Origin of the sequence: Leifsonia sp. Root227, assembly GCF_001428745.1 — a bacterium.
GTDB lineage: Bacteria > Actinomycetota > Actinomycetes > Actinomycetales > Microbacteriaceae > Leifsonia.
This window is the reverse complement of sequence record NZ_LMIO01000002.1, coordinates 963,711-987,200: the sequence shown is the minus strand read 5'-3', so window position 1 is coordinate 987,200 and position 23,490 is coordinate 963,711. Positions and strand designations below refer to the sequence as shown.

Here is a 23,490-nt window from a genome sequence, read left to right as displayed (position 1 = left end):
ATTAGACTATGGTGGCCGCGCGTGGTCTTCGCGCGGTCTGATCAACACGAAAGGTGAGTCATCGGGTGTTTGCGACGATGAGCAGCTGGTACGCGAGCATCCCCAGCCCTGGGCCGGAATGGCAGCAGATCCCGATCGACATCTTCGGGCTGCACTGGCGCATCCAGACGTACGCGATCTGCATCCTGATCGGTATCGTCGTCGCCGCCATGTGGACCTCCAGGCGACTCTCGAAGCGCGGGGGAGAGCCGGGCGTCGTGCTCGACATCATCCTCTGGGCGGTGCCGCTCGGCATCATCGGAGCCCGCGTCTACCACGTGGTGACCCACCCGGCGGACTACTTCTACCCGGGAGCGGACCTCCTCAAGACGCTCTACATCTGGGAGGGCGGAAACGCCATCTTCGGCGCGCTGATCGGCGGAGCCGTCGGTGCGTACATCGGCTGCCGCTGGTCCGGCATCCGGTTCTGGTCGTTCGCCGACGCCCTCGCTCCCGCCCTGCTGCTCGCCCAGGCGCTCGGTCGTCTCGGCAACTACTTCAACCAGGAGCTGTTCGGCCTGCCGACCAACCTGCCGTGGGGTCTGCAGATCGACTCCGGCAACAAGGCCATCCCCGTCGGCCTGCCGGACGGCACGCTGTTCCAGCCGCTGTTCCTCTACGAGATCATCTGGAACGTCATCGGCATCGTCGTGATCATCCTGCTCGAGCGCAAGTTCCAGCTGCGCTGGGGCAAGGCCTTCGCGGTCTACCTGATCTGGTACGGCCTGGGCCGTTCCTACCTCGAGTCGATCCGCATCGACCCGAGCGAGTTCAGCTTCCTGGGCATCCCGACCAACGTGTGGGCGGCGTTCGCGGCCGTCGTGCTCGGTGTCGTCCTGTTCATCGTGCAGTCCCGTCGCCACCCTGGACTCGAGCCGAGCGTGTACCGCCCTGGTCGTGAATGGGTCAGGCCGGATGCTGAGGTAGACTCTGACGACACCTACTCGGATGACGAGGTTTCCGGCGATGACGCCGAGGAGCCCACCGAGAAGGACGCAGCCAAGGCCACAAGCTCACTCGGCGCGTAATCCCCTCTCGAGGTCATCCCCGAGCACCTCACCTCACCGTCTCCCAGAGCAGCACCAAGCCTCTCGTGAGCGGCGGAACCCCCTTCCCCTCAGTCCAGGGCCGATGGCGTCCCCCCGCACCACCGAATATGTGAGGACGGTCGTTGATGGCGCTTATGCCCTCCCGCTCCCGTTTCAGCACCACCCCCGTGAAGCAGGGTCTTTACGACCCCGCTCATGAGAAGGACGCCTGCGGGCTCGCGATGGTCGCGACGCTCCGCGGAACGGCCGGCCACGACATCATCGACGCGGCGCTCGACGCGCTGCGCAACCTGGAGCACCGCGGTGCTGTCGGCTCCGACGCCGGCACGGGCGACGGCGCAGGCATCATCACGCAGGTGCCTGACGCTTTCCTGCGCGCCGTCGCCGGTTTCGAGCTGCCCGCGGCCGGCCGCTACGCGGTCGGCAACGTGTTCCTCTCCACGGAGGACGGGGAGCGGGCAGCGGCGAAGGCCGCGATCGAGGCGATCGCTGCTGAGCAGGAGCTCACCGTCCTCGGCTGGCGCGAGGTGCCGGTCGCAGCGGACGAGATCGGAACACTGGCGCGCGGCGCCATGCCGTTCATCGAGCAGCTCTACGTGTCCAGCACGCGCACGGGCGACGACGGCGAGCAGGTCGGCGGCATCCTCCTCGATCGGCAGACTTTCTTCCTCCGCAAGCGCGCGGAGCGCGAGCTCGACATCTACTTCTCCTCGCTGTCCAGTCGCACCCTCGTCTACAAGGGCATGGTCACGACGCTCCAGCTGGAGCCGTTCTACCCCGATCTCTCCGACCAGCGCTTCGCCTCCAAGCTGGCGCTCGTCCACTCGCGGTACTCGACGAACACCTTCCCGTCCTGGCCGCTCGCCCAGCCGTTCCGGATGATCGCGCACAACGGCGAGATCAACACCGTGCAGGGCAACCGCAACTGGATGCGCGCGCGCCAGTCCCAGCTGGAGAGCGAGCTGCTTGGCGACCTGTCGCCCGTGCTGCCGATCGTCACACCGGGCGCGAGCGACTCCGCCTCGTTCGACGAGGTCGTGGAGCTGCTGTCGCTGTCCGGCAGGTCGCTGCCGCACGCCGTCATGATGATGGTGCCGGAAGCGTGGGAGAACCAGACGGAGATCGAGAAGTCCCGTCGCGACTTCTACGAGTACAACTCGATGCTGATGGAGCCGTGGGACGGCCCGGCCGCGATCGTCTTCACCGACGGCTCTCTCGTCGGCGCGACGCTCGACCGCAACGGGCTCCGCCCCGGCCGGTACGTGGTGACCAACGACGGCCTCGTCGTGCTCGCCAGCGAGATCGGCGTGCTCGACATCGAGCCGAGCCGCGTCGTGCGCAAGGGGCGTCTCCGCCCAGGCAAGATGTTCCTGGTCGACACCGTCGCAGGCCGCCTGATCGAGGACGACGAGATCAAGGCCGACCTCGCGGCGGGCGCCCCGTACGGCGAGTGGCTGGACGAGGGCCGCATCAACCTCAAAGACCTCCCGGAGCGTGAGCACATCGTGCACACCCCCGCGTCGATCACGCGCCGCCAGCGCACCTTCGGCTACACGGAGGAGGAGGTGCGCATCCTGCTCAAGCCGATGGCCACCACCGGCGCCGAGCCGCTCGGCGCGATGGGCTCCGACACGCCCGTCGCCGTGCTCTCCGACCGACCTCGGCTGCTGTTCGACTACTTCACGCAGCAGTTCGCGCAGGTGACCAACCCGCCGCTCGACTCGATCCGCGAGGAGGTCGTCACCTCCCTGAAGCTCGGCCTCGGTCCGGAGCGCAACCTGCTCTCCGCCGGGCCGGAACACGCCAAGCAGGTCGTGCTCGACTTCCCGGTGATCGACAACGACGAGCTCGCGAAGATCCAGCACATCGACCCGCGTCCAGGCAGCCGCCTCACCACGACGGTCAAGGGCCTCTACCGGTTCGACGCGGGGACGGACGCGCTCGCGCGCCGGCTTGCCGAGATGTGCGACGAGGTGGACGAGGCCATCGCGGCCGGCGCCCAGTTCATCGTGCTGAGCGACCGCGACTCCACGAAAGACCTCGCGCCCATCCCGTCGCTGCTGATGCTCGCCGCGGTCCACCACCACCTGATTCGTGCGGAGAACCGCATGAAGGTCGGCTTGATCGTCGAGGCTGGCGACGTGCGCGAGGTGCACCACATCGCGCTCCTGATCGGCTACGGCGCGTCCGCGATCAACCCGTACCTGGCGATGGAGACCTGCGAGGAGCTCGTCCGCAGCGGCGCCATCACTGGCATCACGCCGGAGAAGGCCGTCAAGAACGTGATCAAGGCGCTCGGCAAGGGCGTGCTCAAGATCATGTCGAAGATGGGCATCTCCACTGTCTCGTCATACGCGGGCGCTCAAGCGTTCGAGGCTGTCGGCCTCAGCCAGGAGTTCGTCGACCACTACTTCACCGGCACCACCAGCAAGCTCGGCGGCGTTGGCATCGAGGTCATCGCGGCCGAGAACCTGTCCAGGCACGAGAGCGCGTACCCGGCGGAGAGCGCCATTGTCGCGCACGAGCGCCTGGCGACCGGCGGCGAGTACCAGTGGCGTCGCGACGGCGCCCCGCACCTGTTCAACCCGGAGACGGTGTTCCGGCTGCAGCACTCCACCCGCACCAGGCGGTACGACGTGTTCCGCGAGTACACGAAGCTGGTCGACGACCAGGCGGAGAGCCTCATGACGCTGCGCGGGATGTTCACCCTCCGCACCGGTGTCCGCCCCGCCGTGCCTCTGGACGAGGTCGAGTCCGTCGAGTCGATCGTCAAGCGGTTCTCGACAGGGGCGATGAGCTACGGCTCGATCTCCAGGGAAGCCCACGAGACCCTCGCCATCGCGATGAACCGTCTCGGCGGCAAGTCGAACACCGGTGAGGGGGGAGAAGACCTCGACCGTCTGCTCGACCCTGAGCGTCGCAGTGCGATCAAGCAGGTCGCCTCCGGCCGGTTCGGCGTGACGAGTATGTACCTGACGCACGCCGACGACATCCAGATCAAGCTGGCGCAGGGCGCGAAGCCCGGCGAGGGCGGTCAGCTCCCGCCGACCAAGGTCTACCCGTGGGTGGCCCGCACCAGGCACGCGACAGCGGGCGTCGGCCTCATCTCTCCGCCGCCGCACCACGACATCTACTCGATCGAAGACCTCAAGCAGCTCATCTTCGATCTGAAGCGCGCCAACCCGGATGCGCGAGTTCACGTCAAGCTCGTCTCCGAGTCCGGCATCGGCGCGGTGGCGGCGGGCGTGGCCAAGGCTCTCGCCGACGTCGTCCTGGTCTCCGGCCACGACGGAGGAACGGGTGCATCGCCGGTCAACTCGCTCAAGCACGCAGGTACTCCGTGGGAGCTCGGCCTCGCCGAGACCCAGCAGACCCTGATGCTTAACGGGATGCGCGACCGCGTCGTCGTCCAGGTCGACGGCCAGCTCAAGACCGGCCGCGACGTCATCGTCGGCGCCCTGCTCGGAGCGGAGGAGTTCGGTTTCGCCACGGCGCCGCTCGTCGTCTCCGGCTGCATCATGATGCGCGTCTGCCACCTGGACACCTGCCCGGTCGGCGTCGCGACGCAGAACCCCGAGCTGCGCTCCCGGTTCTCCGGCAAGCCGGAGTTCGTGGTGAACTTCTTCGAGTTCATCGCGCAGGAGGTGCGCGAGTACCTCGCCGAGCTCGGTTTCCGCACGCTCGACGAGGCGATCGGCCACAATGAGCTGCTCGGCGTCGACGGTGCGATCGACCACTGGAAGGCGTCGGGGCTCGACCTCTCCCCGATCCTCACCGGCCCGGAGTTCCCGGCAGACGCCCCGCGCAAGAACGCGAAGGCGCAGGACCACGAGCTCGACAAGCACTTCGACAACCACCTGATCGCGGAGAGCGCAGACGTGCTCGCCCGCGGCGGTCACATCGAGCTGAACCTGCCCATCCGGAACACGGAGCGCGCGGTCGGCACGATGCTCGGCCACGAGGTCACAGTGCGGCACGGCGAGAACGGCCTGCCGACCGGCTCCATCGAGATCACGCTCACGGGATCGGCAGGGCAGTCGCTCGGCGCGTTCCTGCCGAGCGGCATCACGCTGCGGCTCGAGGGCGACTCGAACGACTACGTCGGCAAGGGTCTCTCCGGCGGCCAGATCGTCGTGCGCCCGCCGCGCGGCAGCGTGTTCCCCGCGGAGGAGAACGTGATCGCCGGCAACGTGATCGGCTACGGCGCGACCCAGGGCAGCATGTTCATCCGCGGCATCGTCGGTGAGCGCTTCCTGGTCCGCAACTCGGGGGCCACAGCGGTCGTCGAGGGTGTCGGCGACCACGCGCTGGAGTACATGACAGGCGGGCTCGCCGTCATCCTCGGCAGCACGGGCCGAAACCTCGGGGCGGGGATGTCCGGAGGCACTGCGTACGTGTACGAGCTGCAGAAGGACCTCGTCAACCGCGACTCGCTCGCGAGCGGCGAGCTGGAGCTGCTTCCGCTCGGCAGCGCCGACGTGGAGATCGTCCGCGACCTCCTGGAACGGCACGTCGCTGAGACGGAGTCCGCTCTGGCAGCCCGGCTGCTCGAGAACTTCGACGACACGGTCGCGAAGTTCGTCAAGGTACTGCCGCGTGATTACGCCGCCGTGCTGCAGATGCGTCAAGACGCCGTCGACGAGGGACTCGACCCGGACGGCGACATCGTGTGGAACAGGATTCTGGAGGTGACAGGTGGCTGACCCCAAGGGCTTCCTCAAGGTTACGGAGCGCGAGCTCCCCAAGCGCCGGCCCGTCTCGGTGCGACTGATGGACTGGAAAGAGGTCTACGAAGCAGGCGACTCCGCCCAGCTCCGCAGGCAGGCGGGCCGCTGCATGGACTGCGGAGTGCCGTTCTGCCACCAGGGCTGCCCGCTCGGGAACCTCATCCCGGAGTGGAACGACCTGATGTACCGCGGCGAGGGCCGTCAGGCCATCGAGCGCCTGCACGCCACGAACAACTTCCCGGAGTTCACCGGCCGCCTGTGCCCTGCGCCCTGCGAGTCGTCGTGCGTGCTCGGCATCAACCAGCCGGCGGTCACGATCAAGCAGGTCGAGGTGTCGATCATCGACCAGGCCTGGCAGAACGGCTGGGTGCAGCCGCACCCGCCGGAGCGGCTCACCGGAAAGACGGTCGCCGTGGTCGGCTCCGGCCCTGCCGGTCTCGCCGCTGCCCAGCAGCTCACCCGCGCCGGTCACACCGTTGCCGTCTACGAGCGCGACGACCGCATCGGCGGCCTGCTGCGCTACGGCATCCCGGACTTCAAGATGGAGAAGAAGCACCTCGAGGCGCGTCTCAACCAGATGATGGCGGAGGGCACCCGGTTCCGCGCCGGCGTCAACATCGGCGTCGACATCACCTGGGACGACCTCCGCGCCCGGTACGACTCCGTCGTGGTGGCGACGGGGGCGATGGTCCCTCGCGACCTCCCCATCCCCGGGCGCGACCTGAGCGGCGTGCACTTCGCGATGGAGTACCTCGTCCAGCAGAACAAGACGGGCGCGGGCGACCAGGTCGCCGACCAGATCTCGGCGGAGGGCAAGCACGTCGTCGTCCTCGGCGGTGGAGACACCGGAGCCGACTGCATCGGAACGGCGCACCGCCAGGGCGCAGCCAGCGTGACCAACCTCGCCATCGGAACGCAGCCGCCGTCGGAGCGTCCGAGCCACCAGCCGTGGCCGATGACGCCGACGCTGTTCGAGGTCTCCTCGGCGCACGAGGAGGGCGGCAAGCGCGAGTTCCTCGCATCCACCGTCGAGTTCCTCTCCAACGAGTACGGAGAGGTCCGCGCCATCCGCGTCGCAGAGACCGAGTACCTCGATGGACGCCGCGTGCCCAAGGCGGGCACCGAGCGCGAGATCCCGGCCGACCTGGTCCTCCTCGCCCTCGGCTTCACCGGCCCTGAGCAGGCCGACCTGGATGCGCAGCTCGCGCTGCCGTTCGACGACCGCGGCAACGTGGCGCGCGACAGCGGCTACCAGACCAGCCAGCCGGGCGTGTTCGTGGCGGGCGATGCCGGCCGCGGCCAGTCGCTCATCGTGTGGGCGATCGCGGAAGGCCGTGCAGCGGCAGCCGCCGTTGACCGGTATCTTGAAGGGGAGACGCATCTGCCGTCCCCCGTCCGACCCACCGACAGGGGAATCCTCGTCTGAGCTGAACGGACACCCCGGCACCCCGCGGGCGTCATCACCGAATCGAGCGCCGTCAGGGGCGCAGAATCACGGAGCAAGTAAAAGTATGAGAAGGGCGAAAATCGTCGCGACCCTCGGGCCTGCGACATCGAGCTATGACAACATCCGCGCGATCATCGACGCGGGTGTTGACGTGGCCAGGATGAACCTGAGCCACGGAAGCTACGACGTCCACGAGGGCGTTTACGCCAACGTGCGCAAGGCAGCGGACGACGCAGGCAAGCCGGTCGCCGTGCTGGTCGACCTGCAGGGCCCGAAGATCCGCCTCGGCAAGTTCGAGGCAGGTCCATACGACCTCGCCGAAGGCGACATCTTCAAGATCACCACCGAGGACATCATCGGCACCAAGGAGATCTCCTCGACCACGTTCAAGGGGCTTCCCCAGGACGTCAAGCCGGGCGACTTCCTCCTGATCGACGACGGCAAGGTCCGCGTCCAGGTGCTCGAGACCGACGGCACCGTCGTGACTACCAAGGTCATCGTGGCGGGCCCGGTGTCCAACAACAAGGGCATCAACCTGCCCGGCGTCGCCGTCAACGTGCCTGCGCTGTCCGAGAAGGACGAGGCTGACCTCCGCTGGGGCCTCAAGCTCGGCGCAGACCTCATCGCGCTGTCGTTCGTGCGCAACGCCGCCGACATCGATCGCGTGCACGAGATCATGGCGGAGGAGGGACGCAAGCTCCCCGTCGTCGCCAAGATCGAGAAGCCGCAGGCCGTCGACAACCTCGAGAGCATCATCGAGGCGTTCGACGCGATCATGGTCGCCCGTGGCGACCTGGGCGTCGAGCTCCCGCTCGAGGCCGTGCCGATCGTGCAGAAGCGCGCCGTCGAGCTCGCCCGCCGCGCGGCGAAGCCGGTCATCGTCGCGACCCAGATGCTCGAGTCGATGATCTCCAGCCCCGTCCCGACCCGCGCGGAGACCTCCGACGTCGCCAACGCCGTCCTCGACGGCGCTGACGCGGTCATGCTCAGCGGCGAGACCAGCGTCGGCGAGTACCCGGTCATCACCGTTCAGACCATGGCGCGCATCGTGGAGTCGACGGAGGAGCACGGTCTCGACCGCATCCAGCCGCTCGGCACCCGCCCGCGCACCCAGAGCGGCGCGATCACCCTCGCCGCCGTGGAGGTCGCCGACTTCGTCGAGGCGAAGTACCTCTGCGTCTTCACCGAGTCCGGCGAGTCCGCTCGTCGCATGTCGCGTCTGCGCAACAAGATCCCGATCCTGGCGTTCACGCCGGAGGAGTCGGTGCGCCGTCGCATGTCTCTCAACTGGGGCGTCGAGTCGTTCGTCGTCTCGCGGGTCACCCACACCGACCAGATGGTCGCCCAGGTGGACGAGGCGCTCAAGTCGACCGGCCGCGCGGAGAACGGTGACAAGGTCATCATCATCTCCGGTTCCCCTCCCGGAATCCCCGGAACCACCAACGACATCCGCGTCCACAGGGTCGGAGACGTCCTCTAAGACGACCGGATGTGCGAACGGCCCCCGCTCTGTGCGGGGGCCGTTCGTCGTATCCGCTCGCTGTCTCCGTTCGTTGTCGCCGGGATGCGGCGGGCGGTTCCCACGGAGTTCGCAGCATCCAGGAGGGTTCGCGGCCCCGCCACAGGCGTAGTCTCGAAGTCATGAAACGCCGTTGGGTTCGCTGGCTCCCCGCTGCCGTTGTGCCCGTCGCGATCGCGGCGGGCGTGATCGTCGCGCCGCTCGCGGCCGGCGCGGCAGACCTTCCGTCGAAGACGCCAGACGATGTGCTGCGGCTCGTCGCGTCGAGCGACGTGAAGGCGTTCTCCGGCACGGTCGAGCAGAGTTCCGACCTCGGTCTGCCGTCGATCCCGTCGACAGGACCAGGCGCCGGGTCCGGTTCGGGCTCAGGCGACGCCGCGAGCGTCATCGAACTGCTGACCGGCGACCACACGGCGAAGGTCTACGTCGACGGGCCGTCCAAGCAGCGCCTGCAGGTGCTCGACCAGCTCGCCGAGCGCGACGTGATCCGCAACGGCTCCGACGTCTGGCTCTACACCTCGACCGGTACGAAGGTCACGCACGTGACGCTGCCGGACCGGTCGCTCGTGAAGTCCCCGGACAATGTGAAGACCCCGGACAACAAGCAGCCCGACCCGGATGCGACCACCGGTGCCGCCACCACGCCATCCCAGCTCGCGCAGCGGTTCCTGACCGCTGTCGACCCCAGCACCTCGGTCACGCTCGGCGACCCGGTGAAGGTCGCGGGACGCGACGCATACGACCTGGTCCTCACTCCGAAGACCGACGCGACCCTCGTCGGGTCCGTGTCGATCGCCGTCGACGGCACCACGGGCATCCCGCTGCGGGTGCAGGTGGATGCGCGCGGCCAGAGCACTCCGGCCTTCGAGGTCGGTTTCAGCGAGTTCAGCACGGCGACGCCGTCCGCGAGCGTGTTCGCGTTCACCCCGCCGAAGGGCGCGACGGTCACCGAGCAGTCGCCGTCCGGGCTCGGCGAGAAGAAGGCACAGGCTGGGACGCACCAGAAGCCGACCGTCACCGGCAGCGGCTGGGACGCCATCGTGAGTGTGCCTGCCGGCTCGGTGCCGGCCGACCTCACCTCCTCTCCGCTGTTCGGGCAGCTCACCACCGCCGTCGACGGCGGCCGCGCCTTCAGCACCTCGCTGGTGTCGGTGCTGGTGACCGACGACGGGCGCGTCTTCGCCGGAGCCGTCCCGGTGTCCGCCCTGCAGGCCGCCGCTCGGTGACGGACGCAGCCGCCGCCATCACGACGAGCGGCCTCACCAAACGCTTCGGCTCCCGTGCCGTGGTCGACGGCATCGACCTGAGCGTGCCGCGCGGGTCGGTGTTCGGCTTCCTCGGGCCGAACGGGTCTGGGAAGACCACGACCATCCGGATGCTCCTTGGGCTCGTCTCCGCGTCGGCGGGGGAGATCCGCCTGTTCGGGCAGCCGATGCCCGACCGGGGAGCCACCGTGCTCCCGCGCGTCGGTGCGCTCGTCGAGGGCCCGGCGTTCGCACCGTACCTGTCCGGCTTCGCGAACCTCGTCCGCCGCGACTCCGCCGACCGCTACGCGCCGTCCGCGACCCGCCGCGAGCGGGTCGCTGTCGCGCTGGAGCGGGTGGGCCTCACCCACGCGGCAGGCAAGAACGTGCGCGCGTACTCGCTCGGCATGAAGCAGCGTCTCGGGATCGCGGGCGCTCTGCTCACCGACCGTGACCTGCTCGTGCTCGACGAACCGACGAACGGCCTCGACCCGCAGGGCACGCGGGAGGTGCGCTCTCTGGTCCGTTCGCTGGCCGACGAGGGCAGGACGGTGTTCGTGTCCAGCCACCTGCTGGCGGAGATCGAGCAGGTCTGCACGCACGCCGCGATCATGCGGACGGGGCGGCTCGTGGCGCAGGGCTCGCTCGACGCGCTTCGCGGAGCGACAGGGCCGAGGGTCCGCGTCGAGACACCGGATGCGCGGGAGGCGGCGACCGTCCTCACCCACCTCGGCATCGCCCCTGCGACAGCGACGGACGGGGTGCTGGATGCGCCCCTGCCCGAACCGGCGCCGGCCGCGGAGACCATCGTGGCGGCCCTCGTCGCCGCCGGAGTCCGGGTGCGTGGCTTCGGGGTGCACGGGTCGACGCTGGAGGAGCGGTTCGTGGAGCTCACCGGGGAGGGCTTCGATGTCGAGCAGTGAGACGGAGGCGGACGGGGTGGCCGCGCCGGCGCATCCCGTGCCGACGGCGAAGCTGCCGCACCCATCGGCTGGGTGGTCGCTGCTCTGGTCGGAGCTGGCCGTGCTGTTCCGCCGCTGGCGCACCTGGGCGATGCTTGCAGCGCTGGCGGCCATCCCCATCCTGATCGCCGTCGCCGTGCGCATCACCGGAGGGTCACGCGCCGGGCGCGGTCCGGCGTTCCTCGACCAGATCACAGCCAACGGGCTGTTCGTCGGCTTCACGGCGCTCGTGGTGTGCGTGCCGCTGTTCCTGCCGCTCACCGTCGGGGTGGTGGCCGGGGACACCATCGCGGGCGAGGCGAGCCACGGCACGCTGCGCTACCTGGTGATCGCTCCAGCGGGGCGGCTGCGGTTGCTGGCGGTCAAGTACGCAGGCTCCGCCGCGTTCTGCATCGCGGGCACGGCCGTGGTGATCGCCGCTGGGTCGGCGATCGGCGCGATCCTGTTCCCCGTCGGTCCGGTGACGCTGCTCTCCGGCAGCCAGGTGGGAGCCTGGGACGCGTTCCTGCGGCTGCTGCTGATCGGCGCGTACGTCGTCGTCTCGCTGCTCGGGTTGTGCGCGATCGGCCTGTTCTTCTCGACGCTCACCGACGTGCCTGTCGGCGCGATGGCGGCGACGATCGTGCTCTCGGTGGTCTCGCAGGTGCTCGACCAGCTCCCGCAGTTGGACGGCCTGCACCCCTGGCTGTTCAGCCACTACTGGTTCGGGTTCGCCGACTTCCTGCGCGACCCGGTGTCGTGGGACTCGTTCGGCAGCAACGCGCTGCTGCAGCTCGGCTACGTGGCGGTGTTCGGGGCGCTGGCGATCGGACGCTTCACCACGAAGGACATCCTGTCCTGAGCACGGCCGGCCGGCCCGGCTAGGGGATCGCCTCGGCGGTCGACTCCAGGTCGGACTTCTGCTGGTCGCGCTGCGTGGCGATCGTGACGCCCGCGGCGAAGCACACCACCGCGATGCCGAGCAGCTGAACGCCGCTGAACCGCTCGTGCAGCACCAGCACGCCGAACAGGGTCGCGATCGCCGGCCCGAGGCTGGTGATGATCGCGTACAGCCGCGGGGTGATCCTGCGCAGGATGAACGTGTCGAGGCTGTACGGGATGGCGGACGACAGCACGCCGGCGGCGACGAGCATCCCGATCACCGGCCAGTTCAGACGGCTGTAGTCGACGACGACGAGCGCGATCGGGAGCAGGATGATCGTGGCGACGACGCTCGCGACGCTCAGTCCTTCGAGTCCGGGCAGGCGGGTGGCGACCCGGCGCGTGAGCAGGATGTACGCCGCCCAGCTGGCCGCCGCCGCGAGCGCGAGCAGCACGCCGATCGGGTCGATGGCGCCCTCTGTGCCGGTGAGCAGCACGACGCCGCCGGCGGCGAACAGGGCGCAGATCACATCCACGACCCTGCGGGAGCCTGCGAGGGCGAGAGCGAACGGGCCGAGGAACTCGATGGTCGCCGCGATGCCGAGCCCGAGCCGGCCGACCGCCTCGTAGAAGCTGAGGTTCATCGTGGCTAGCACGACGCCGAGCGCGATGGCCGGCCAAAGCCTGCGCCAGGTGAGTTCAGCGCGCTTCGGCCGGTAGAACGGCAGCACGGCGATGGCGGTGATGATCTGTCGCACCGCCACGACGACCACCGATCCGACGATCGGGATGAGCAGCCCGGCGACCGACGAGCCGAAGTTGATGCTGACCTCGGTGGCGACCTGGGTTCCTGCGCCGATCAGGCGGTCGCGTTTCGAGCTCACCAGACGAGCTTATGGGGTCAGGAGCCCACGAGAAGTCGCATGACGGCTCGCGTGGCCGATGGCCGTCGCACCACCTCGAAGCCGCGAGAGGCGAAGAGGGAGACGGTGCCGTGGTAGCGCTCGGCCGCGCTGAGCGACGGGCGAACACCCGGGTCGACCGGGTACCCCTCCACGACCTCGGCGCCGCGTTCGGCGGCATGGTCGACGGCACCCGCGAGCAGCGCGCGGGCGATGCCGCGGTTGCGGTGGTCGATGCGCACCACGAAGCAGGTGACCGCCCACGGGTCCTCGGGGTCACCGGGCTGCCGCTTGGTGATCGGCGAGCGCCGGAGCGCCGGGTACGCGCTGAACGGCTCGACCGCCGCCCAGCCGACGGGCTCGCCGCCGAGCCGCGCGATCACCCCGGGAGACCCGCCCTCGACGCTCGTGTGCAGCAGCTCGGCCTTGCGCTCCCGCGGCAGCTCGTGGAACTGCGCCCCCGTCACCTTGAACCACTGGCACCAGCATCCGGAGGCGTCCCCGCGCTCCCCGAACACCGTGCGAAGCTCGTCCCACGTTTCCGTGCCGACCGACTCGACGCTGATGGTCTGCTCTGCCATGCCCGCCAGGTTATCGCGCGTGCAGCGCCCCGGCGAGGATCGTCGGGTGCTCGACGTGGCCGAAGTGCCCTGTCGCCGGCACGACGACGGCGCGGAAATCCGGGATGATCGCCGCCAGCCTGGCATCGTCGTCGCGCGCGACGAAGACGTCCCTGTCCCCGTGCAGCGCGAACACCGGGCAGTGGATGCGCGCCCAGCGCTCTGCAGCAGGGTACGTGGCCGCGCACTGCATCGCCCGCAGGAGCGCGCCAGGCCGGAGGTCGTGCGCGAGCTCGTGCACCGCCTGCCGGTCGACAACCGTGAACAGCGGGGCAGCGAGCACGGTGAGCAGTCCGGCCCGGTCGATGGCGCGCACGAAACGGGCGGCGAGGGGGCCGAGTGCCGTGAGCATCCTGATCCCGGCCGTCAGGAGCATCAGCGGCGCGTAGTGCAGCAGCCGCCCCAGCGGACCGAGCCGGTCGCCCCGTCCGCCGAAGGTCGTGGCGGAGACCAGCACGACGGACTCCGTCGCCACCGGCTCGCGCACGGCGAGCTCCAGGGCGATGAAACCGCCGAGCGAGTGCCCGACCAGGCGCCACCTGGTGTAGCCGAGGGCGCGGGCGACCTCGGCGACCGCATCCGCGATGCTGCCGGCGTCGAGCCTGGTCAGGTCGGCGACGGGGGAGTCGCCCCAGCCAGGCAGATCGGGTACGACGAGGTCGGCGACCGATCCACCGGACTCCGCCGCTGCGATGGCCGCCCGCCAGGTGGTCCAGGAGCCGGCAGCGCCGTGCAGCAGGATCGTGGCGGTGTGCGACTCCCGCGGGGTGCGCCGCACGGTGACGGCGCCGATCTCGGTGGCGACGGTGGTGGTTTCCATGCCTGTTGTTCGGAGCGGAGCCAACGTAGGATGCCGAACGAGGGGAAGGAATCCTGTGACATCATCGACCGCCACGCTCACTCCCGAGACTCTCGACCGATTGGATGCGTGGTGGCGAGCCGCCAACTACCTCTCGGTCGGGCAGATCTACCTGCTGGACAACCCGCTGCTGCGGGAGCCGCTCTCGCGCGACCACATCAAACCGCGGCTTCTCGGCCACTGGGGAACGACGCCAGGCCTGAACTTCATCTACGCGCACCTCAACCGGGTGATCCAGGAGCGCGCCCTGGACACGATCTTCGTCGCAGGCCCCGGCCACGGCGGCCCGGGCGTCGTCGCCAGCGCGTACCTCGACGGGACCTACAGCGAGACGTACAGCGCCATCGACCAGAGCGTCGACGGGCTGCGCAGGCTGTTCAGGCAGTTCTCCTTCCCCGGCGGCATCCCGAGCCACGCCGCCCCGGAGACGCCTGGGTCGATCCACGAGGGCGGGGAGCTCGGCTACGCGCTCTCGCACGCCTACGGGGCCGCCTTCGACAACCCTGACCTCCTGGTCGCCGCCGTGGTCGGCGACGGCGAGGCTGAGACAGGGCCGCTTGCAACGGCCTGGCACTCGAACAAGTTCCTCGACCCCGTGCACGACGGCGTCGTGCTGCCGATCCTGCACCTCAACGGGTACAAGATCGCCAACCCGACCGTGCTCGCGCGCATCCCGGAGAGCGAGCTGTTCGAGCTCATGCGCGGCTACGGATACACCCCGTACCTCGTCTCCGGCGGGTTCGACGGAGAGGACCCGCGCCTGGTTCACGAGCGGATGGCGGAGACGCTCGACACGATCCTCGATCAGATCGCCGGGATCAAGAAGGCGGCGGCCGTCGGCGAGCTGACCGAGCGTCCGGCCTGGCCGATGCTCATCCTCCGCACCCCGAAGGGCTGGACCTGCCCGAAGGAGATCGACGGCCACCCCGCCGAGAACAACTGGCGCTCGCACCAGGTGCCGCTCGCGGACGCCAGGGACACGGAGGCGCACACGCGCCTGCTGGAGAGCTGGATGGCGTCGTACCGGCCGGAGGAGCTGTTCGACGAGTCGGGGGCTCCCGTGGAGCTGGTGACAGCGCTCGCGCCGCAGGGCGACAGGAGGATGAGCGCCAACCCTGTCGCCAACGGCGGCCTGCTGCGCCGCGACCTGCGGCTGCCCGACTTCCGCGAATACGCGGTGGATGTTCCGTCGCCCGGCGAGACCGTCGCCGAGGCCACGAAGGTGCTCGGCGAGTGGTTCCGGGATGTGATGGCGGCCAATCCCCGCGACTTCCGCCTGTTCGGGCCGGACGAGACCGCATCCAACCGGTTGCAGGCGGTCTACGACGTGACCGGGAAGCAGTGGAACGCCGAGTACTGGCCGATCGACTCCGACAACCACCTCGTGCGCTCCGGCCGTGTGATGGAGATGCTGAGCGAGCACCAGTGCCAGGGCTGGCTGGAGGGCTATCTGCTCACCGGTCGGCACGGCGTCATCAACTCGTACGAGGCGTTCATCCACATCGTGGACTCGATGTTCAACCAGCACGCCAAGTGGTTGAAGTCCTCCAGGCAGATCGCCTGGCGGCGGCCGGTGGCCTCGCTGAACTACCTGCTCAGCTCGCACGTCTGGCGACAGGACCACAACGGAGCGTCGCACCAGGACCCCGGCTTCATCGACCACGTCGTCAACAAGAAGGCCGACGTGGTGCGGGTGTACCTGCCGTTCGACGCGAACACGCTGCTGTCGACGTACGACCACTGCTTGCGCTCCGTCGACTACGTGAACGTGGTGGTGGCAGGGAAGCAGCCTGCTCCGAACTGGCTGACCATGGAGGAGGCCATCGCGCACTGCACGCGCGGCATCGGCATCTTCGACTGGGCGGGAACCGAGGAGGCGGGGGACGAACCGGACGTGGTCCTCGGCTGCGCGGGCGACATCCCGACCCTGGAGGTGCTGGCCGCTGCCTCGATCCTGCGGGACCGCATCCCGTCGCTGAAGGTGCGCGTTGTCAACGTGGTCGACCTGATGCGGCTGCAGAGCGAGGGGGAGCACCCGCACGGGCTGAACGACCGCGAGTACGACGCCCTGTTCACCACGGACAAGCCGGTGATCTTCGCCTACCACGGCTACCCGTGGCTGATCCACCGCCTGACCTACCGGAGGGCCGGCCACGACAACCTGCACGTGCGCGGCTACAAGGAGGAGGGCACCACCACGACGCCCTTCGACATGGTGATGCTGAACGATCTGGACCGCTACCACCTGGTGATCGACGTGCTCGACCGGGTCCCAGGGCTGGCGGCGAAGAACGGCGCGCTGCGGCAGGAGATGCAGGATGCGCGGATCGCCGCACGCGAGTACACCCGCGAGCACGGAGAAGACATCCCCGAGGTCGCGGAGTGGGCCTGGGCCGGCGGCACGAAGACCACGAGATTCGACACGACGGGCGGGGACAACGACTGACGCGGGCGACGATGCGCCGCCTCTCCGAAGCGCCGCCGCTCCGAAGCGCCGCCGCTCCGAACGACTAGAGCGGCGGCATGGCCGTCGGGTCGACAACGGTGAGCTCGGCGATCTTGGCCGTGCGGCCATCGCCGGAGGAACGCCCGGTGAGTCGTCTGCCGACCCACGGCAGCACGTAGCGGCGGTAGTAGTCAGCGGTGCGCCGCGAGGTGGCGCTGGCCGGACCGGCGGCGACCTCCTCGACGCCCCACTCGGCCGGCACGGGAACGCCGAACGCGGTGAGCACGTTGCTGGCGACGCGCGCGTGGCCGAGCGGATTGAGGTGCAGGCGGTCCTGCGACCAGTAGCGGATGTCCCAGAGGCGCTCGTCCGCCCAGTTGTCCACGTAGGTGACGTCGTCGAGGGGGAGGTGCACGCGAACGGCGGCGTCCAGCTCGTTGCCTCTGCGGCGCATCAGCGAGCCCATCGGCAGGTGCAGCGACGGGTTGGCTCCGCTCAGCAGGAGGAGGTGGATGCCGGCGTCGGTGACCGTGCGTGCCGCATCCACCAGCTGCTGCGCGACGGCCTCGATCGACACCCGCGGGCGCATGATGTCGTTGCCTCCGCCGTTCAAGCTGATCAGCTCCGGCCGCTGGTCGACGGCAGGGGGGAGCTGTTCGGCGATCAGCGGGCCGAGCTTGCGGCCGCGGATGGCGAGGTTGGCGTAACGGACGCTGCCGGCGTCGCCGTTCGCCGTGGCGGCCTGCGCGAGGCCGAGCGCGACGAAGTCCGCCCAGCCGCGGGTGCGGCCGTCCGGAAGCTCGTCTCCGACGCCCTCTGTGAAACTGTCGCCGATGGCGATGTAGCTCGTGAACACATCGCTACGTTACCCGCCTGCGCGTAGCATGGGCGCCAGCCGACACAAGGAGCGCGCATGTCACGGGTCACCCCTTTCCTCTGGTTCAACGATCAGGCAGAGCAGGCGGCGGAGTTCTACGTCTCCGTCATCCCGAACTCCCGGATGCTGGAGGTGAGCCGGTTCGCACCGGACGCGCCAGGGCAGGCGGCCGGGGTGTCCCGGGTGCGGTTCTTGCTCGACGGCGTCGAGGTGATGGCGCTCAACGGAGGGCCGATGTTCCCGTTCACCGAGGCGTTCTCGTTCTCGGTGTCCGTCGACGACCAGGCCGAGGTCGACCGGCTGTGGGATGCGCTCACCGGCGACGGCGGCGAGCCCGGCCAGTGCGGATGGCTCAAGGACAGGTGGGGGCTGAGCTGGCAGATCGTCCCCTCGGCGCTGGATGCGCTGATCGGCGACCCAGACCCTGAGCGTGCCAACCGCGCCATCCAGGCGATGCTGAGCATGGGCAAGCTGGACATCGCGGCGCTGCGTGCCGCCGCCGACGGCTGACTCCGTGGGTCCGGCGCTGGTCGGCAGCTCCGGCGTTGGGTCACCTTCTCCGGCGCCGGGTCAGCGTGCGATCAGCGTCTGCCAGGCGAGCAGGTGCTCCGCGGTGACGCCGCGATACCCGGCGGTGGCCGAGAGCTGCTGCCGCACGAGCGCCGTCTGCGTCTCCAGGGCGACGGCCGTGTCGTCGCCGAAGGTGTACTGCGGGCCTCCGGCGACAGCCGGGGTGTCGGTCTCGACGCCGATCGTGAACGGCACCGAATGCGCCGCGGCGGCGACGGCGGCCGGTTGCGCGAGCGCGACGATCCCGTCGTCGCCGGCCGCGTGGTCGGAGAAGGCGACGATCGCCACCGTGTCGACGTGGCCGAGCAGGCTGTCGAACGCCGTCGAGCTCCCGTAGGTTTTCGCCGCGAGCCACCATGGCAGGTCGGCGCCGATCGGCGTGCCGTCCGCGACGGAGGACGCCGCATCGAACATCGCGTTCAGCTGCGGGACGATGACGCCGAGGTCCGGCTCGCCTCCGCCGGACGCCCACGGCTCGACATCGAACTGGACCGCATCGAAGTCGGCGGTGGCGAGGGCGTCGTGCGTCCACTGCGCTGCGAGCTGCGGCTGCTTCGCCCACTCCGGGTCGCCGCCGAGAGCGGAGACCGTGGTGACCCCCGCCGCGTGCAGCGCGTCGACCGCCTGCGGCAGCCAGGTCGCGAACGCGCCCTCCTGTGGCGCCCAGGGCACGGAGAGGTAGACGCTGGTCAGGTGGTGCTCGCCGGCGAAGGCGGCCAGCGCATCCGGCTGGAACTGCTGCTGGCCGAGGCCGCGCGCATCCGTCGCGGGGTCGATGGGGTTGCCCCACGCCCACACGCTCGTGATCGCGGACGGCGACGACCCCTCTGACACGTTGGAGACCGCGTTCGCGGCGGTCGGGGTCAGCACGGCGACGGCGAGAATCGCGAACCCTGCACCGGCGATGACCGACCTGGCACCTGAGAAACGCACGCACACCCCTTTCAGCGTCGCCGAATGACGATTGCGCTGCCATTTCGGGTGTGCAGCACGTCCATTGTCGCAGGCCGACCGGGGGACGTTAACCCTCAGTCCGGGGTACATCTGATCCGGTGGATGCTGACTGGGCCGATGGAGCACCGGGGATGACGACGCTCGCGAACATCCGGAGGGTACGGCCGTCGCCCGGGCCGTTCGCCGCCCTCGTCTCGTAGACCGTGCCCAGGTCCTGGGCCAGCTGGGCGAACTCGGCGTCGGTGAGCCAGAGGCCGTTCATGCTGTATCCGGCTCCGTCGGCCACGAGGTCGGGGGAGCCGGCGGCGAGGTACTGATCGAACGTGTTGAGCAGAGCGGCGACGAACGCGCGGAACATGGCCGCGTGCTGCTCGACGGTCAGTGTGGCGAGCTCGGCGGGGCTGACGCGCGCCGCATCCACCCGCAGCGCGAGGGTGCGCTCGACGCCGCCGCGCACCCGCCGTTCTGCGACCACGTCGAGCACCCCTGCCGTGGTCAGCAGCGAGACGTGGCGGTAGAGGGAGGCGGTCGGCACGTCGGAGAGCTCGTCGGCGAGCTGGGCGGTGGTGAGTGCGCGGTCGCCGAGGAACGCCTGCACGATGCGGAGGCGCACCGGATGCAGGAGGAGTTCCGAGCTGTTCATCCCCGTAGTCTATGGCGCGCATTCTCGCGCGTGATAATGTTCTCATCGACGAGAACAATGTAACGAGAACAATGCGACAAGGGGATGCACGATGAAGCCGAACGTGGACCTCGCCTCCCTGCCGCCCGCTGTCCTCGTGATCCTGGGCGCGGTGCTGCTCGCCGAAGTGGTTCTGGACGTCGTCGCCCTCGTCTCTCTGGTGCGTCGGCCTAAGGAGCGCGTGGCGTTCGGCAACAAGTGGGTGTGGGTCGCGATCATCGTGCTGGTGAACCTGATCGGCCCCATCCTGTACTTCGCCGTCGGGCGGCTCCGCGGCGTGCCAGCGGAGGAGCCTGCCGCTGCACCACCTGGGCGCGTGACGATGGCGGAGGTCGCAGACGCGCTCTACGGAGAACGCGATCGGGAGGACGCATGAGCACGGCCCTGGAAACCGTCGCCCTGACCAAGACCTTCGGCGGCAGGCACGCGCTCGCGCTCGACGCGGTGGACCTCTGCGTCGACGATGGTTCCGTCTTCGGCTTCCTCGGCCCCAACGGTGCGGGGAAGACCACGGCGCTGCGCATCATCACCGGCTTGGCGAAGCCGACCAGCGGCACCGTGCGCGTGCTCGGCCAGGACATCGCCAGCGCGGGCAACGCCGTGCGTGGGCAGCTCGGATTCCTGCCGGACGTGCCTGCGTTCTACGACTGGATGACGGCGCCCGAGTTCATGGAGTTCGTCGGCGGTCTGTTCGGGCTGGACCATCGCATCCTGAGGCAGCGCACCGCGATGCTGCTGGACACGGCAGGGCTCGGGGGAGTGACGACCAGGATCGGCGGGTACTCGCGCGGGATGAAGCAGCGGCTCGGGATCGCGCAGGCCCTCATCAACGCCCCGCGCCTGCTCCTGCTGGACGAGCCGACCAGCGCTCTCGACCCGATCGGCCGCAAGGATGTGCTCGACATGCTGGATGCGCTCCGCGGGCGCGCGACGATCTTTTTCTCCTCGCACATCCTGAGCGATGTCGAGCGGGTCTGCGACACCGTCGCGATCCTGAACCGCGGGCGCGTGCTGACGCAATCGTCGATGCAGGACCTCCGGTCGCGGCACGGCCGTCACCGCATCGTGCTCGAGGTCACAGAGACGGCGGACGCGGATGCGCTGGCGACGCTCATCGCGGAACGGTCGTGGGCGACCACGGTCTCGCGCGACGGCCAGGGCGTCATCGACGTGCTGGTGTCGGATGCGGCCGCCGCGCAGCACGAGCTGCCATCGCTGGTCGCCTCCCGCAACGCGGGGCTGATCCGGCTGGAGGCGGGCGAGCTCACCCTCGAGGACGTCTTCGTCGAGCTGGTCGGGGAGGCGATCTGATGCGCTCCGCCCTGGTGTTCGCGCGCAAAGAGACGTTCGAGATCCTGCGCACCTGGCGGGTGTTCGTGCTGCCGGCGATCCTGCTGCTGTTCGCGGTGACGGGGCCGCTCATCGCGAAGTACACGCCAGAGCTGCTGTCGGCGGTGGCGGGCGACCAGTTCTCCTCGCTCCGTCTGCCGACGCCGACGGCCGGCGACGCGTACGCGCAGTGGATCAAGAACCTCGGCCAGATCGGCATCTTCGCGCTGATCATCATCTACGGCGGCATCGTCTCCGGCGAGCGGCGCAGCGGAACGGCGGTGCTGGTGCTGACGAAACCGGTGTCGCGGGTTGCGTTCGTGGTGGTCAAGGCGGTCGTGAACATCCTGTACCTGACGCTGCTGCTGGCGGCGGGAACGCTGGTGACCTGGGGCGTGACGGCGCTCGTGTTCGGCGACGCGCCTGGTGGCCCGCTCTGGTCGTCCGCTCTGGTCTGGCTCGTCCTCGCGGTGTTCTACCTGGCACTGATGACCCTGTTCTCCGTGCTCATCCCGTCGGCCGCCGGGGCGGCAGGACTGGGGCTCGGACTGTTCGTCGTGATCTCGGTCGCTGCGGTGTGGCGGCCGGTGGCCGACTGGTCGCCGGGCGGCCTGCTCGGCCGCGCATCCACCCTGGCGGTGGGGACGGCGACCGACCAGGTGCTGTGGCCGGTGCTGGTGTCGCTCGCGGTGGCGGCGGCGGCGGTGGCGGCAGCGGCCGCGGTGTTCAGGAGGCAGGAGCTCTGAGCCTCGGCTAGAGCACCTTCCGCACGACCTGGCTCCCGCTCGTCACCACGGTGTTCGCCGCTACGTCCTTCGCGATCACCGCTCCCGCCCCGATCACCGAGCCGCGCCCGATGGTGACCCCCGGCGCGACCGTCACGTTCGCACCGATCCAGACGTCCTCCTCGACCACGATGGGCGCGGTCGTGATGCCGTCGTGCCGTGCATCGGGGGCGACCGGATGTCCGGCCGTGCTCAGCGTCACGCCGGGGCCGATCATCGTGCGGTCGCCGATGGTGATGCCACCGATGTCGTAGAATGAGCAGTTCTGGTTGACGAACACGTTCGCTCCGAAGCTGATCGCCAGGCCGTGGTCGCAGTAGAACGGCGGGTAGATCGTCACGTCGGACGGCAGCGGCCTGCCGAGGATCGCGCTCAGCAGCGCCGTGCGTCCCTCGGCGTCGGAGTACGGCAGCGCGTTCAGCCGCGAGGTCAGGTCGAGCACCGTCTGCACGCGCTCGACGACGGCGCGCGACTCCGGAGTGCGTCGCGGGATGAGGTGCATCCTGTCCGTCACGCCGGGAACCGCCCAGCACAGCAGGTCATCGCCAGCCCGCTGCCGGTGCGACGTCCTTCACCAGCGATTCCAGGATGCGCGCATTGAAGTCCACCCCGAGCTGGTTCGGCACCGTCACCAGCACCGTGTCCGCCGCCTGCACAGCCTCGTCCGCAGCAAGCTCTGCGGCGATCACGTCCGGTTCGCCGACGAAGCTCCTGCCGAAGCGGGCGAGGCCGCCGTCGAGGTGGCCGACCTGGTCCTGCGACTCCGCCACGGCGCGGGCGCCGAAGTAGCGGCGGGTCTCGTCGTCGATGATCGGGATGATGCTGCGGCTCACCGAGACGCGCGGCTCGCGCTCGTGGCCGGCATCCCGCCAGGTGTCGCGGAACATCCGGATCTGCTCGGCCTGGAGCTGGTCGAACGGCACGCCGGTGTCCTCGGTGAGCAGGGTGGAGCTCATCAGGTTCATGCCCTGCTCCGCCGTCCAGACCGCCGTCGCCCTGCTGCCCGCTCCCCACCAGATGCGCTCGTCGAGGCCGGGGGAGCGCGGCTCGATCGGGAGCGGCTGCGAAACGCCCGTCATCTGCGGGTTCGACATCGCGACACCCGCCCCGGAGATCGCCGCGCGGAACACCTCGGTGTGGCGACGCGCCATGTCCGCGTCCGTCTCGTCGTCTGCCGGCACGTAGCCGAACGACTCGTAGCCGCGCACCGCCGTCTCCGGTGATCCTCTGCTCACCCCGAGCTGCAGCCTGCCGCCGCTGATCAGGTCGGCGGCCGCCGCGTCCTCCGCCATGTACAGCGGATTCTCGTAGCGCATGTCGATCACGCCGGTGCCGATCTCGATGCGCTTCGTCCGCGCGCCGATCGCCGCCAGCAGCGGAAACGGCGAGGCGAGCTGCCTGGCGAAGTGGTGCACGCGCACGAACGCGCCGTCAGCGCCGACCTCCTCCGCGGCCACGGCGAGGTCGATGGTCTGCAGCAGGGCGTCGGCGGCCGTGCGGGAGACGGAGCCCGGGATGGGCTGCCAGTGGCCGAAGGAGAGGAATCCGATGCGTTTCACAGTGGTCTCAATGATGCCGCCGCTCCGGCTATTCCGCCACCGGGTCTATTCCGCCGTGT

The 23,490-nt window shown here is 69.5% G+C and carries 20 protein-coding genes; 12 read left to right on the top strand and 8 right to left on the bottom strand.

Annotated elements, in window-relative coordinates:
- Window positions 1-77: 77 nt before the first annotated feature.
- The 7 genes from lgt to ASE16_RS09625 all read left to right on the top strand — a co-directional run bounded on the left by lgt (window position 78) and on the right by ASE16_RS09625 (window position 11,828).
- A complete protein-coding gene (gene lgt, locus ASE16_RS09655; protein ID WP_055894099.1) occupies window positions 78-1,067 on the top strand; it encodes a prolipoprotein diacylglyceryl transferase in 990 nt (329 codons plus the stop codon).
- A gap of 146 nt (window positions 1,068-1,213) precedes the next feature.
- The gene (gene gltB, locus ASE16_RS09650; protein ID WP_055894096.1) at window positions 1,214-5,791 is read left to right on the top strand and encodes a glutamate synthase large subunit; all 4,578 of its coding nucleotides are present in this window, start codon (window positions 1,214-1,216) and stop codon (window positions 5,789-5,791) included.
- Window positions 5,784-7,241, top strand: coding sequence for a glutamate synthase subunit beta (locus tag ASE16_RS09645; RefSeq protein WP_055894094.1), 1,458 nt, complete (start codon window positions 5,784-5,786; stop codon window positions 7,239-7,241). Before gltB ends, ASE16_RS09645 begins: the two co-directional genes overlap by 8 nt.
- A gap of 85 nt (window positions 7,242-7,326) precedes the next feature.
- On the top strand, window positions 7,327-8,742 hold the full coding sequence (pyk, locus tag ASE16_RS09640) for a pyruvate kinase (RefSeq protein ID WP_055894092.1): 1,416 nt from the start codon (window positions 7,327-7,329) through the stop codon (window positions 8,740-8,742).
- A gap of 161 nt (window positions 8,743-8,903) precedes the next feature.
- Entirely contained in the window at window positions 8,904-10,007 is a 1,104-nt protein-coding gene (locus ASE16_RS09635; RefSeq protein WP_055894090.1) for a LolA family protein, read from the top strand.
- Window positions 10,004-10,948, top strand: a complete 945-nt coding sequence (locus ASE16_RS09630) for an ABC transporter ATP-binding protein (protein ID WP_055894088.1) — start codon at window positions 10,004-10,006, stop codon at window positions 10,946-10,948. Before ASE16_RS09635 ends, ASE16_RS09630 begins: the two co-directional genes overlap by 4 nt.
- Complete coding sequence (locus ASE16_RS09625; RefSeq protein ID WP_082581331.1) at window positions 10,935-11,828, top strand: ABC transporter permease; 894 nt, start codon at window positions 10,935-10,937, stop codon at window positions 11,826-11,828. The genes ASE16_RS09630 and ASE16_RS09625 overlap by 14 nt, the downstream gene beginning before the upstream one ends.
- Before the next feature lie 19 nt (window positions 11,829-11,847).
- On the opposite strand, the gene ASE16_RS09620 is transcribed toward ASE16_RS09625, so the two are convergent.
- The 3 genes from ASE16_RS09620 to ASE16_RS09610 are packed head-to-tail and all read right to left on the bottom strand — an operon-like array spanning window position 11,848 to window position 14,190.
- The gene (locus ASE16_RS09620; protein WP_235500434.1) at window positions 11,848-12,732 is read right to left on the bottom strand and encodes an EamA family transporter; all 885 of its coding nucleotides are present in this window, start codon (window positions 12,730-12,732) and stop codon (window positions 11,848-11,850) included.
- 17 nt (window positions 12,733-12,749) lie between these two features.
- A complete protein-coding gene (locus ASE16_RS09615) occupies window positions 12,750-13,331 on the bottom strand; it encodes a GNAT family N-acetyltransferase (protein ID WP_055894084.1) in 582 nt (193 codons plus the stop codon).
- A gap of 10 nt (window positions 13,332-13,341) precedes the next feature.
- The gene (locus tag ASE16_RS09610; protein WP_055894083.1) at window positions 13,342-14,190 is read right to left on the bottom strand and encodes an alpha/beta fold hydrolase; all 849 of its coding nucleotides are present in this window, start codon (window positions 14,188-14,190) and stop codon (window positions 13,342-13,344) included.
- 55 nt (window positions 14,191-14,245) lie between these two features.
- Here ASE16_RS09610 and ASE16_RS09605 point away from each other — a divergent pair, with 55 nt between their 5' ends.
- Window positions 14,246-16,675, top strand: a complete 2,430-nt coding sequence (locus ASE16_RS09605; RefSeq protein WP_055894081.1) for a phosphoketolase — start codon at window positions 14,246-14,248, stop codon at window positions 16,673-16,675.
- Window positions 16,676-16,739: 64 nt separating this feature from the next.
- On the opposite strand, the gene ASE16_RS09600 is transcribed toward ASE16_RS09605, so the two are convergent.
- On the bottom strand, window positions 16,740-17,531 hold the full coding sequence (locus ASE16_RS09600; RefSeq protein WP_055894079.1) for an SGNH/GDSL hydrolase family protein: 792 nt from the start codon (window positions 17,529-17,531) through the stop codon (window positions 16,740-16,742).
- A 57-nt stretch (window positions 17,532-17,588) separates the two neighbouring features.
- Here ASE16_RS09600 and ASE16_RS09595 point away from each other — a divergent pair, with 57 nt between their 5' ends.
- On the top strand, window positions 17,589-18,062 hold the full coding sequence (locus ASE16_RS09595; RefSeq protein ID WP_055894077.1) for a VOC family protein: 474 nt from the start codon (window positions 17,589-17,591) through the stop codon (window positions 18,060-18,062).
- Window positions 18,063-18,122: 60 nt separating this feature from the next.
- Here ASE16_RS09595 and ASE16_RS09590 read toward each other — a convergent pair whose 3' ends face one another.
- Window positions 18,123-19,055 carry a hypothetical protein gene (locus ASE16_RS09590; protein WP_055894482.1) on the bottom strand — a complete coding sequence of 311 codons (933 nt, stop codon included), beginning with the start codon at window positions 19,053-19,055 and terminating at the stop codon, window positions 18,123-18,125.
- An 88-nt stretch (window positions 19,056-19,143) separates the two neighbouring features.
- Window positions 19,144-19,719, bottom strand: a complete 576-nt coding sequence (locus ASE16_RS09585) for a helix-turn-helix domain-containing protein (protein WP_055894075.1) — start codon at window positions 19,717-19,719, stop codon at window positions 19,144-19,146.
- 91 nt (window positions 19,720-19,810) lie between these two features.
- Between ASE16_RS09585 and ASE16_RS09580 the strand changes: the two genes are divergently transcribed.
- The 3 genes from ASE16_RS09580 to ASE16_RS09570 are packed head-to-tail and all read left to right on the top strand — an operon-like array spanning window position 19,811 to window position 21,833.
- Window positions 19,811-20,134, top strand: coding sequence for a PLD nuclease N-terminal domain-containing protein (locus tag ASE16_RS09580; RefSeq protein ID WP_082581329.1), 324 nt, complete (start codon window positions 19,811-19,813; stop codon window positions 20,132-20,134).
- Window positions 20,131-21,069, top strand: coding sequence for an ATP-binding cassette domain-containing protein (locus ASE16_RS09575; protein WP_055894073.1), 939 nt, complete (start codon window positions 20,131-20,133; stop codon window positions 21,067-21,069). Before ASE16_RS09580 ends, ASE16_RS09575 begins: the two co-directional genes overlap by 4 nt.
- Window positions 21,069-21,833: an ABC transporter permease gene (locus ASE16_RS09570; protein WP_055894071.1), complete on the top strand. Its 765-nt coding sequence runs from the start codon at window positions 21,069-21,071 to the stop codon at window positions 21,831-21,833. The genes ASE16_RS09575 and ASE16_RS09570 overlap by 1 nt, the downstream gene beginning before the upstream one ends.
- 7 nt (window positions 21,834-21,840) lie before the next feature.
- On the opposite strand, the gene ASE16_RS09565 is transcribed toward ASE16_RS09570, so the two are convergent.
- Both ASE16_RS09565 and ASE16_RS09560 read right to left on the bottom strand, forming a co-directional pair.
- On the bottom strand, window positions 21,841-22,386 hold the full coding sequence (locus ASE16_RS09565) for a sugar O-acetyltransferase (RefSeq protein WP_235500433.1): 546 nt from the start codon (window positions 22,384-22,386) through the stop codon (window positions 21,841-21,843).
- A gap of 25 nt (window positions 22,387-22,411) precedes the next feature.
- Complete coding sequence (locus ASE16_RS09560) at window positions 22,412-23,431, bottom strand: LLM class flavin-dependent oxidoreductase (protein ID WP_055894068.1); 1,020 nt, start codon at window positions 23,429-23,431, stop codon at window positions 22,412-22,414.
- Between the last annotated feature and the right edge of the window lie 59 nt (window positions 23,432-23,490).

What these genes read in the sequence shown, in the direction of transcription:
- lgt (WP_055894099.1), top strand. Translation starts at nt 78, where the DNA reads ATGAGCAGCTGGTACGCGAGCATCCCCAGCCCTGGGCCGGAATGGCAG.
- gltB (WP_055894096.1), top strand. Translation starts at nt 1,214, where the DNA reads ATGGCGCTTATGCCCTCCCGCTCCCGTTTCAGCACCACCCCCGTGAAG.
- pyk (WP_055894092.1), top strand. Translation starts at nt 7,327, where the DNA reads ATGAGAAGGGCGAAAATCGTCGCGACCCTCGGGCCTGCGACATCGAGC.
- ASE16_RS09635 (WP_055894090.1), top strand. Translation starts at nt 8,904, where the DNA reads ATGAAACGCCGTTGGGTTCGCTGGCTCCCCGCTGCCGTTGTGCCCGTC.
- ASE16_RS09625 (WP_082581331.1), top strand. Translation starts at nt 10,935, where the DNA reads ATGTCGAGCAGTGAGACGGAGGCGGACGGGGTGGCCGCGCCGGCGCAT.
- ASE16_RS09615 (WP_055894084.1), bottom strand. Translation starts at nt 13,331, where the DNA reads ATGGCAGAGCAGACCATCAGCGTCGAGTCGGTCGGCACGGAAACGTGG.
- ASE16_RS09610 (WP_055894083.1), bottom strand. Translation starts at nt 14,190, where the DNA reads ATGGAAACCACCACCGTCGCCACCGAGATCGGCGCCGTCACCGTGCGG.
- ASE16_RS09595 (WP_055894077.1), top strand. Translation starts at nt 17,589, where the DNA reads ATGTCACGGGTCACCCCTTTCCTCTGGTTCAACGATCAGGCAGAGCAG.
- ASE16_RS09585 (WP_055894075.1), bottom strand. Translation starts at nt 19,719, where the DNA reads ATGAACAGCTCGGAACTCCTCCTGCATCCGGTGCGCCTCCGCATCGTG.
- ASE16_RS09580 (WP_082581329.1), top strand. Translation starts at nt 19,811, where the DNA reads ATGAAGCCGAACGTGGACCTCGCCTCCCTGCCGCCCGCTGTCCTCGTG.
- ASE16_RS09575 (WP_055894073.1), top strand. Translation starts at nt 20,131, where the DNA reads ATGAGCACGGCCCTGGAAACCGTCGCCCTGACCAAGACCTTCGGCGGC.
- ASE16_RS09570 (WP_055894071.1), top strand. Translation starts at nt 21,069, where the DNA reads ATGCGCTCCGCCCTGGTGTTCGCGCGCAAAGAGACGTTCGAGATCCTG.